A 10,888-nucleotide genomic window follows, 5' to 3' on the forward strand; every position below is an offset into this window, starting at 1 on the left:
CGAGCTCATCACGGTCGTCGCTGGGATGGTGCGTTCGTGCCTTGCGGCAATGCATGAGGAGGAACAAATTCATGACGACAATACCGTCGAAAGTTCACCCAGAACACCTGAAGAGAACAGCGATTGTGTACATTCGTCAGTCGACCATAGCCCAAGTTCGGTTTCACCGGGAGAGCACGGAACGCCAGTATGCCCTTCGGGAGAGAGCTCTCACCCTAGGATGGGCTTCGGAACAAATTCAGGTGATCGACGAAGACCTCGGAATTTCAGGGTCTGGCCGTTCTCAGCGCTTGGGCTTCCAAAACCTTGTGGCTCAAGTCTCACTTGGCGAAGTTGGCGCCATCTTTGGTCTGGAGATTTCCCGCTTAGCACGTTCTTCAGCAGATCTACTGCGTCTGCTCGAACTCTGCGGATTATTCAACACAATCGTAGTGGATGAAGACGGCATCTACGACATGCGAGATTTTAATGACCGGTTAATTCTCGGCTTCAAAGGAACCATGAGCGAAGCAGAACTGCATTTCCTGCGTGCTCGGCTAATCGGTGGCAAGAAGAACAAAGCGAAAAAAGGTGAACTCCGCTTTCCGCTGCCCGTTGGATATGTGTACGACACCACCGGACAGACAGTTTTGGATCCGGACGAAGAGGTCCAAACTGCTGTTCACAATGTATTTCATGCATTTCGTACGACAGGCAGCGCCTACGGCGTAGTTCAGTTCTTTGCCCAAAACGGCCTCCGGTTTCCAAAACGAGCCTACGGTGGTGCTTGGGCTGGAAAACTCGTTTGGGCAACACTGAACCACAGCCGAGTTTTAGGGATCCTATACAATCCTGCATATGCAGGGGCCTATGTATATGGTCGGTATCGAGACCAAAAGCGCGTGAATCCACAAGGACTGTTTATTCATCACACCGTGCTCCTTCCCCGTGAGGAGTGGGAAGTTTTCATTCCAGATCATCACCCAGGCTATATCACGTGGGAGGAATATGAGAGAAATCTAAAGCAGCTACATTCGAACCGTACCAACCTTGAGAAAAGCGGAGCAGCACGAGAAGGCACAGCTCTACTTCAAGGACTCGTTATATGTGGAAAATGTGGTCGCCGCATGAGTGTACGCTACACCAGCAACGGAGGAATCCATCCACATTATGAATGTAAAGGGCGGTGGGAACACGGACACCGCGCCACTTGCACTACCGTGCCGGCGTTGAAAATCGACCAAGCTATCTCAGAGCGTCTGTTGCAGGCCATGCAACCCGCTGAATTAGAGCTTGCTCTACAGGTAATGGACAAACTGCTGCATGAAGAAGATGATGTAGATAAGGGCTGGAAGTTATCTCTAGAACGAGCACGCTACGAAGCAGACCGAGCGGAGAGGCAATACCAACAGGTAGAACCAGAAAATCGCCTAGTAGCGCGTAGTCTTGAGGTAAGATGGAACGAAAAGCTCGCCGAATTGGCAGAACTTCAGGAACAGTACACCCAGTATGTAGATCGACGTAGTTGGCGGCCTACAGAACACGACAAAGCGGAGATTTTAAGCCTTGCGAAGGAATTACCTCGAATTTGGTCCAAATCATCCACTACACCCAAGGACCGCAAACGCATTCTTCGCCTACTCGTTGAAGATGTGACCATAGTTGCTGAGGCAAGAAACCCGAATGTCCGACTTGGCTTGCGCTGGCGCAACCAACATTGCGAAGAACTATGGGTGCGTAAGCCGCTGCCACCACATATAGCAACGAAACATTCATCTGAGACCGTTGAGCTCGTTCGCAGGTTAGCCGAAACGATGATAGACCGCCAGATTGTAAAGTATTTAAACGAATCAGGTATACGCACATCAGGTGGCAGGATGTTCACGCTTGACTCCATCAAGTGGATTCGCTACGTACACCGCATTCCTGGATATACTTCACAACGCCGTGGTTTATCCGTCAAACAAGTTGCGGAACGACTCAAAGTGACTTCAGGGGTTGTCTACTACTGGCTCAACCGTGGCATTCTTACGGGCACGAAAGTGGCTCCAGGCTGTCCATGGGACATTCAACTAGATGACCGAAAGGAGGTCGAACTGCGCAAGCGAGTCCAGGAATCTAGCCATTTAAATTAAGCAGCATACTATGAATTTTGTTAATAGCGCTCTAAGTCCAAAACCTTATTGGGAGGCATGTAGTATGAATTCACCGTCGGTATACCGAGCGGGCGTTTTTCTTTGGGCTTGTTGTGCTTCGGGATAAATACTCTTCGTACCGGACTGGATATATACGAGCGAAGTGCATGTTTGACTTCTTCCCGAAGTTGCTCCCTTGCTTCCTGCGTGGTGTAATCCTTCTTCGTCATGTCATCTACTCCGGGTGTAAGCGCACCTGAGTTACTGAGGACGTTCTCAATTGAATTATCAATCCAGACATTCCATCTCAGCAGATAATGCAGTCTTGAAAAAGGTCGCTGTTCCAAAGATTTTCGTGCAAGGCGCGTTTGTGTTTCGAACCTCTTTCTCTCCTGTACGGAGGATTGAGTGATGGTAGAAGAAATCGCAATCACTCCCGTTTTGGGGAGTCCTACTTTACTTGCGCGCACCCTACTTCAAACTGGAACCCTTCGCCATGTAATGGGCTTTCCCCATCTCCGACTACTACGGTTCCTCCGTCCCGACGCATTCACTTCAACGTAGCTGTCCATCCCAACCGGGACGAATGAGTCGGTTCCCATGTTCACTGTGTACAGTCTCGTCTGCCTTAGCTTTCGATCACGCTTGGCCATGCACCTAATCTCCTTTTCAACATTATTACCCTGTTTAGGAGCGTTCTAATGTCGGTTTTAATCCAAATTCCAGAATACGTACGACAGCTTTACGTACTTCACGTAATCCTTGGTCTGTTTTTAGCTGTAACAAGTTCTCTCTGTTTGATCTCTTTTGCTCCAGGTACCACTCATACAGATCTGGGAAATGGCTCTTCATCCACTTCTTGTGTCGCCCCATTGATTCAAAGAATTCTCGATCCGTCCATGAATCATCCAAACCATATTTGCTGGATACGAATTTTTGAGCACGCTGCCAGTAGAAATCTTTAGTGCTATCAATCTCCTGTTGAACTTGCGCTTCCGTTATTGATTTTGACAATTTGTACGTCACTAATGTGCCAGGAGAATAACCTAACACTTCTGCAATGGACGGAACGCTAATATCTTCCCCTGTTATTTTTCTGCTACTTATCTCGTCAACAACCTTCTTAGTAACTTGATCAATAGCTTTGGGACCTTCGATAGGTTCGCTTCCGCGCTGCAGTTCTTGAAAAAGAAACTCTTGTACCTCTGGTGTATAGTAATGTTGCCAGTATACTTTTTGGCTCCATCCGTACTTTTCACGCGCGGTATGAATCATGGATCCCGATTGTTCATAAACACTTCGGATACACTCCAAAGAATCCATTTCCAACATCTGTTGTTCTGTTGCGGTCCATTTAGGCTCTAGCATGCCACAGGCCAAAAAATATCCCTGTATCTTGCTCATTTTGTGACGGCTAATATCGAACGTTCGAGCAAGCGACTTAGCAGAATGTCCCTTGTTCAAGAGTGGAATGACTCTTGACCATGCCAACGTAATAAGATCCTCACATTCGCACCACTCTCCCGAGCTACCGCCAAAACCATAAATTAAATAACAGTTCATGCAGATGTAAGGGTCTGTGAACTTCTTGCCCTCATGTGAGTATTGCGAGCGCGAGTAGTTTAGTGGCTGTAGTGAATCCCGTCGTTGAAAATGTGCACACCAGGGGGCTAAACATCGGAAGTCGTCATCTGAAGTGGCAGCGACCTCTGTGTGCATGCTTAAGATAGATTGAGCAAATGTCACGGGAATGGTCAGGTTTCCGAACTGCTTTGCGGTAAGGGCACTTATTCTTAATAATGATAACGCCGTCCCAATCGATGGACGATAGCGCTTTGTCTTTTTATGTCCTAGGTAGTCCGGTTGTCTAATAAACCTAAGCAGTCCGCGAACGTAGTCCTGTGATAATCCGTCTACCCTCTCAAATTCAAAGACTGTTTCAAAGTTTTGTGCGACAAACAGGAGAGCGATACCCAAATCTACGCGCGTATTTCCGGTGGACTTAGGAACGACCTGTGCACTGGGGTCTAGTAGGTGTTTCCAGTCCTCTACATATCGCTTTTGGACTTGCAAGACATGAGAAGCGGCCTTTTCGTAGCTGGCCCCTGCGAGAAATTCCCCACAGAAGGCACAAGTTCCCGTCCCTAAAGATTCATGCATGTAGGGCTGCCTCTTTCCACACATCGGACATTTATTTGTCAGATAGATGTGGTGGTCTGTACAAATTTCTATTTCGGTTATCTGCCACATGCGTTTAAATGCCGTAGCGTCGTACAAACACATTGGACAAAATCTACGTGTGGTGGTGGTTACAGTCCCTTGCATGAAACTGCGAGTTATAGCGGTGGAGTCATCTTCTCTGTCTCGAAACTGACTGAACAGAGGTTCGAATGTCATATAAAACATGTCATCAATGTGTAGGCCAAGAATGTCAACCAATAGTTGCACATCGCAGACACGCCATGGATTCATATCAAGTTGAGAGGCATCTTTAAAGTGCATAACTTGGTACTTTGTATTCACATACGAACACAGGTCAATTGCTAGAACACGATTGATGCTTCCCACTCTCATGATGTAACTCGTTAGTGTTTCATCTTGAACGGGCATAGGTAATCTACTCAAATAATTATTTACGAGTCTCACATCCTCGTTTCCTCAAGGCGATGTATTATCGCTTCCTCTGACCTGTTTATTATGCTCTCTCAACATGAGAGAAAGGTGCGCTGTAATCTCCGGCGCTTGTCTCCAGAGAACCGTGCGACCCACGCCTATAAATTCATAAAGTTGCGCAGACAGAACTTCCTCTTTCTGATGTATAGTGAAAAGTTCTTCCGCCTTCGGTACAACCTTCGCCAACTTATGTGCTGAACGCTCTGCTGCCTGATTGCGTTTAGCCTCAAAGATCAATTCGTTACAATTCCAATTTCGTATGGTTTCTGGACAAACCTTGAGCATCTTACATACTGTTCTTATCGTAATATTTACGTCTTCTCTTACGAGGCTGTCTAGAACCTGTCTGACCTGTCTTCGTCTAGCGGCAAGATCCTGACGTTTGCTTTCCCTTGTCCGCTTGTACATATGTAGGGCACGCATGACATCCGAATGATAGCGATACCTAAGATAAGCTTGGTAGCTATCCCATTGGGGCCATTGCTGGATGGACCTCAACGTCTCTCCGTCTGCAACCGCAGTCACGAAACGTCTTAACAATTTCGCATTCAGGACAACTTGCCCCGCGATATCTAATCTTGTAGAAAAGTAAGCGCCCACCCGCTGAATTTGGTCCACTGGTTGGCTGAGGTGGGCAGACACTTTCTTGATAGACATGCCTAAATGAATGAGCGGCATAATTTGATGGTAGCCGGCTATGAAGCTCGTCCGTTCCTGTATCTCTCCATCATTTACAAGTGCATACTCACAGCCACAATCTGTACAAGCCATAAAGTATTTCGAAGAGGTTCCATCACTGTATTCTTTGTAAGTCGTGCCAGTCTTCATCAGGGATCCCGGTCTTTCGAAAGACGAACACCACGGTGCAACACACGCTAACCTCTGTACCAGCGGATCGGTGGACTGAGTCAAGCTGTCCACGAACGGGCGTGGTACTTCTGTAACAAGGAACTCTGACATCGATATATGCAAATCGTGTAGCAAGGACATGAGCAGGCCCAAATGCAATGCTCTCTTTTCAGCAAGACTATTCCTGGCATGTTGTAACAAGGTCGGAGTGATGGACGATTTTGGCACGGAAGAATCAACTGTGCGTCGCTCGAAGTATTCACTTTTGCCACTTGCAAGGTACAGAAGGCGTTGAGCGACCTCCTCATCGTTTAAGAACTTTGATGGCGCTACTTCCAAGAGCGTAGACCAAGACTGCTCGATCCATCGCATTGTCGCAGTTTCGTTAGAATCCGTGGTCCCTTCAATCATTGTGAGAGTGTGTCCACATTTGGAGCATTGACCAATGGCTACCGCGTTTAAATCTATTGACCCATGACATCTTGGACACCTTTCCACCAAATATATCTCGTGCTTGGGACATGTTGTGAAGCTCTTGTCCACCCAAAACAATCGATGATACGTTGCTTCCTTTAAACACCTAGGACAATACCGGTGTTTGTTAGTGAACATTCCTGCCAGAAAACGTGACTGTTGGGTAGCATCAGACCCCTGTGCAAACAGTCTTAAAATTGGATCGAAACTCGCCTTTAACAGCGTAGCCACTTCAATTTCTAGCATCTGAGACAAGCGAAGCATGTTTAGAGTGCTCCTGGGTGTCACATTCATTAAGGCCATATCAGATCTTTGCAAAGTTTTCCGTCCGTCTCTTCTGATATAGTTTAGAAAATCAAGTAGCTCGAATCGGTTATACTGAACGACTCTGAAAATGAGACTGGTCAGTGACTCGCCTGGGAGAATTTGCGGACGATGGGCAACAGGTTGTTCCATGCTAACCTCCACAAGGACTTTTACTATCTGTATGTCCTTGCGGAGCATTGGTTAATCACGACTAAGAAACCCTGAATGGCGTCAAGAGGTAACTTACTTTATTACAATTCCTCTCCCCTATAGCAAATTCTCTGGCAAATATTCAATACTTCTGGCCATGATACAGAAAGTCTTTGCGCATCATTCCTACTTTTGGGGCTTCCCGGGGGAAAGTGTTTGAACTCAAAGGAATGAAAAATCTGTTCTGTACAGCCCTTCTGTCTACTAAGAGACAAAATCGACAATTCAATCTGGTTCCTTGCTGCATATAGCTGGAGTTCAGGCGTACACAGTGATCTGTCCAATTTAATCTTGTTCGGCATCCCCATTAACGCATGAACAACATGGTTGCGCGAGCCACGGTCACCATCTGAGCTTAACCAGGATTCCAGCATATCTATAATCGCTTTACCCGAAGGTTCGTCCAGAGTCAGAGCGCAATATGCTAAATGACCAGTGACTAGATTTGCCCCAACGATCATCCACGGTCGACCTGCCACCGTTCCATCGGTCTCGTGCACCTCTACGTCCAACTTTGTAGCATCGATCTGAATTTCAATTGCCATCCTTCATGTCTCCTTCACGTTTATATTGTGGAACCATCGTGCGTACAAAGACTCTATTCACCAAGAATCTTGCCGGCAGCCTCCTCCAATATGGAGGTATCCAGCTTGAGACTTGACATGTCTATCACGTCGACGTCATCAAACACCCCTAATATGCGATAGGATTCCACGAGAATCTTGTACAATGGACGCAACGTACCCTTTGTCCAGTGATGTAGTAGTTCTCCGTATGGGACCTCAGGATTCCCAAGGTCTACAGGGTTGGGTGGATCAAGTTGTTTTTCAATTTGCCCTAGCAGTCCGTAAAATTCTTCTAAAGAAAATGGTGGAATCTCATAAGGTTCAAAGCGACCTTGGTACTGCTCGTCCAGGGTGCGAAAGTGTCTTATATTCTGTGTACCAACACAGGCGAGACAGGTCCCTGAGTTTGCCAAATCCTTGAAATGCTCCATGCCGCGTTCATCGGACATATTTGATTTTTGGATAAAGTCCATTTCGTCCAAAATCAGCAATTCAACTTCCTGTAACACCAGTAGGTCCAATACCCGGCTTTTGGCGACGTGTACATATTCTTTCGGTTTAAAAATGCGCCCCCCCAATGCCTTTGTGAGTTTCTGATAGAACTCGAGAGCAGTAAATGGATATGGTAGCTTACAATAAACAACTGGCGTGATTTTCTGTCTGGTCCCATCCTCTAATACCTTGTCGTAAGCTGGGTACTGCCGACAGTAACGAAGGCCGATCTGTGATTTTCCAATACCTGACGGGCCAGTAATGAAGATATTACGTTGCTCTTCTTCCCGAGTCTTACCCGATCTGTCCTCCCGCATCTGGCTGAATCTGCGCCATAGGTTTTGCACCCCTTCATGTGCCACATATAGCGACTTAATCCGCTCTACGAAGACTATCAATTGAGTATGGCTCATCACGTTCACTCCTGTGACTGTTCCCATTTCTTTGACTTGGCCAACAATTGTTGTATAGAGGAACCTTCATTCTTCTGGGATTGTGGGAGCTTGGGTTGCAGGGTGAGTTCCGCTCCCATCCTTTTTGCTCGCAACTTAGCTCTTCTGGTTTTGATCGCTTGCTGCGTCTTTCTTTCAATCATTTCACGCCCCTTAATAATCTGCTCGTCAGTAGGCTTTCCACCCCGAGCTAAGAGTCCCGCTTCTTTGAGTTGCCCCCGGATCAAGTCATATGTGTAATCATTCATACCCTCCACGGTTTCGTATGAAGGTTTGTGACAGCGTAACTCGATATGTGTCTTCGTTGTTGGGTGATGCAGATAAATTCGAGATATATCATCGGGATCCCATTTGATGGTGAATGTGTATGGGTGTCTTGAATCTGGAGAGATTAATTCAGGATGCGGTTCGGTTGGAAGATAGATGCGCGTACCTAGATGGATACCATCCACATGATACTTTCGCTCTTCAGTATTCAGGAATTCAATTTTGTAGTAGTCGCGCTCGTCCTGTGCAATCCATTCCGGATATCCGCCAATTCTCAATCCTTCTTGATAACGCAAACGTGGGGTCGGCACATCTAGCGGTAACCCAGAATGGACTTCGTTTGGATAGACATCCGTGAAATAAATCGTCAATATTTCCCGAAGGTCAGCTAGGGTTAGACAAGCATGCTTTTCCGGTTCATACTCTCCCAAATCCTCCTTACTGCTCTTTCGAGTGCCAGGCAGGTTGTGGATTAACTCCGTGTTGAGGGTCCCAAACATCCGTTCAATTACGCTCCCGTAATGAGGGGTCTTGACGGGACGATGCATGATTTCGGCATGTAACACCTCGTTGACCAGGGTTTTTACATTACTCCCCTTAAGGTCCATCCCATTATCTAGACATAGATAGGTGATCACTAAATTGGTATTCGGGACTCTTTAAGTATTCTTGTACGGCTTCGCGAACTGTGTCACTTACAATGAAATCTTTGAACTTCCCTGCTTTTGTCCTCGTATGGAAAATCTATCTTTGATCCGGCTTCTATCATCTAAAATGTCCTCAATCTTTAATTTAATTGATCACTACTCCGAAACCCTGAACTGATTTCCAAAACAAATTAAAAGCAGTCTGTAAATTCGTGGCTCTGAGAATTTTTATTGAATCTCATAAGTCCACAATCAGGTTGGACAGACTCCAAAAGAGTGCCCCATCACAATATGCTTACTGTATACTATTGAATAATAAGTTTGATATATTTTTGGATAGGAAAATGGGAACATAGGAATACCATTTTACCCCTTTCGCAGTGAGGGATGCGAGAGTTCTTATGGATGACACAAAATTACGTTGTGTATGATTCGACGGGTACCAATTTCACAAATTTTCACAGGCGTGTTTGAGATGTATATCGTTTCGGAGAGTTGCTAACACTAGAAGAGCTATTGAAATATATGGCGACTCCTCATGACATTGATGAATGGACGCTAGGGACATACTTTACATTCACATAGTATGACATCGAAGCATTCAACGGAACCGCAAAGACCTACAACTGTCTCGGGTCCCCCGTTCAGGTATGTATACTTTGGTATCTGGTCTAGACACTCTCCGATGTGCGGAACATACCTGAACGAGTCCTCAGCTATGTCGCCAAGTAGATTATATGAAGTCACAGCGAAGTACCCGCATTGCTATGTGAAAATCGAATCCATCACAAGCAAAAACTTTAAAATGAAGGATGGCCGCCTCGGCGGGCGTCTTTAATTCTTAGACCGTATGGTGGCCTGCATAGCGGGAAGTAGGGTCTCACAAAGAAGCAGTGTCTATACGCTCTCGCTACAGCCCCAAAAGTTTTCCTGCACAGACCTTTGCTACCAAGAGACTACCATAATGAAGGGTTGTATTAATAATGAAAATATCACAAAAAACCATTACATTCTATGAACGGTTACCAAGGAACCTTGCTATCGCTGCGTTACCATCAGTTATTGGGTCAATTTTTTCTACTTGGAAAGAAATTGCTGCCGACGAAAAGACAAACGAAAAGTTTCGCGAATTAGAACAATCACTTGAAACTGTTCAGGAATTAGCGCAGGGGATTGAACAAGCCAATCTTACCCCTGTGTCAGTTCAAGTGAGACTTATAGATGTAGTTCTTTTCTATGTCAGTACAGAATTGAATGAGAAGACCTCCTGCGAGATACAGAAGGCTTTAAATGAAACCAAGTCTACATTCCAGATGGTGGGCGTGGACGAGTTTGTTGTTGGAACCACCTGTATCGCTGCTAATCTGAGCGTGCCCCTGACAGTCAAAGAGGACATCGAAGAAGTAGTGGACTATGTTGGCGATTTCTTGGATGATTACGGATTTAGCATCAAAGCAACTGCCTATCTATAGTTTCTAACAATCGTCGATACTGCGTTCGGCGCGACGGAATGCAAATCCTCAGTGCCTCTTTGGCCTATTGATCACAAGTGCAAATGTTACTAAGGCTGTCAGAGAAGAAGTCTACGCTAGACAGCCCTTGGTTCTGGCAAGGTGGCGCAATTGTAGGCAGATTGTCTAAATGGAGCAAGTGGAGGGGAAACCGTAAACGAGACGTTAACATAGAACTATCCGTGTCCGCAATTTGCATACGGTCCAGAATCTATAAGAAGATGCGGCCCTGCGTCACTGTTTACCCTGGCGTCTGCGCTTCAATTCGTCTTCTAGCACCTGACATTCGAGGCAGTCCGTGATTTCGTGATCATCGTGCGAATGGAA

General features: G+C 46.1%; 9 protein-coding genes and 1 pseudogene. 2 read left to right on the top strand and 8 right to left on the bottom strand.

The features are described 5' to 3' along the window. Positions 1 to 71: 71 nt before the first annotated feature. Positions 72 to 2,114: a recombinase family protein gene (locus tag GI364_RS21020; protein ID WP_198850776.1), complete on the top strand. Its 2,043-nt coding sequence runs from the start codon at positions 72 to 74 to the stop codon at positions 2,112 to 2,114. A gap of 20 nt (positions 2,115 to 2,134) precedes the next feature. On the opposite strand, the gene GI364_RS21025 is transcribed toward GI364_RS21020, so the two are convergent. The 8 genes and pseudogenes from GI364_RS21025 to GI364_RS21055 form a co-directional block, all read right to left on the bottom strand. After that, positions 2,135 to 2,344 carry a hypothetical protein gene (locus GI364_RS21025; RefSeq protein WP_198851134.1) on the bottom strand — a complete coding sequence of 70 codons (210 nt, stop codon included), beginning with the start codon at positions 2,342 to 2,344 and terminating at the stop codon, positions 2,135 to 2,137. 246 nt (positions 2,345 to 2,590) lie between these two features. Continuing rightward, on the bottom strand, positions 2,591 to 2,767 hold the full coding sequence (locus GI364_RS21030) for a hypothetical protein (RefSeq protein WP_198851135.1): 177 nt from the start codon (positions 2,765 to 2,767) through the stop codon (positions 2,591 to 2,593). Positions 2,768 to 2,801: 34 nt separating this feature from the next. Then, on the bottom strand, positions 2,802 to 4,274 hold the full coding sequence (locus tag GI364_RS21035; protein ID WP_233095903.1) for a hypothetical protein: 1,473 nt from the start codon (positions 4,272 to 4,274) through the stop codon (positions 2,802 to 2,804). 51 nt (positions 4,275 to 4,325) lie between these two features. Beyond that, positions 4,326 to 4,724: pseudogene (locus GI364_RS25505) on the bottom strand (TniQ family protein); the annotation flags it as partial. Positions 4,725 to 4,772: 48 nt separating this feature from the next. Next, positions 4,773 to 6,566 (bottom strand): TniQ family protein, encoded by a 1,794-nt coding sequence (locus GI364_RS21040; protein WP_198851137.1) that lies wholly within the window; start codon positions 6,564 to 6,566, stop codon positions 4,773 to 4,775. A 101-nt stretch (positions 6,567 to 6,667) separates the two neighbouring features. Continuing rightward, on the bottom strand, positions 6,668 to 7,171 hold the full coding sequence (locus GI364_RS21045; protein WP_198851138.1) for a hypothetical protein: 504 nt from the start codon (positions 7,169 to 7,171) through the stop codon (positions 6,668 to 6,670). A gap of 53 nt (positions 7,172 to 7,224) precedes the next feature. Next, a complete protein-coding gene (locus GI364_RS21050) occupies positions 7,225 to 8,097 on the bottom strand; it encodes a TniB family NTP-binding protein (RefSeq protein ID WP_198851139.1) in 873 nt (290 codons plus the stop codon). Between the two features lie 5 nt (positions 8,098 to 8,102). Beyond that, on the bottom strand, positions 8,103 to 8,903 hold the full coding sequence (locus GI364_RS21055; RefSeq protein WP_198851140.1) for a hypothetical protein: 801 nt from the start codon (positions 8,901 to 8,903) through the stop codon (positions 8,103 to 8,105). Positions 8,904 to 10,033: 1,130 nt separating this feature from the next. On the opposite strand from GI364_RS21055, the gene GI364_RS21060 reads away from it, so the two are divergent. Continuing rightward, complete coding sequence (locus GI364_RS21060) at positions 10,034 to 10,522, top strand: hypothetical protein (RefSeq protein WP_198851141.1); 489 nt, start codon at positions 10,034 to 10,036, stop codon at positions 10,520 to 10,522. Positions 10,523 to 10,888 lie beyond the last annotated feature (366 nt).

Source organism: Alicyclobacillus sp. SO9, from assembly GCF_016406125.1.
Taxonomy (GTDB): Bacteria; Bacillota; Bacilli; order Alicyclobacillales; family Alicyclobacillaceae; genus SO9.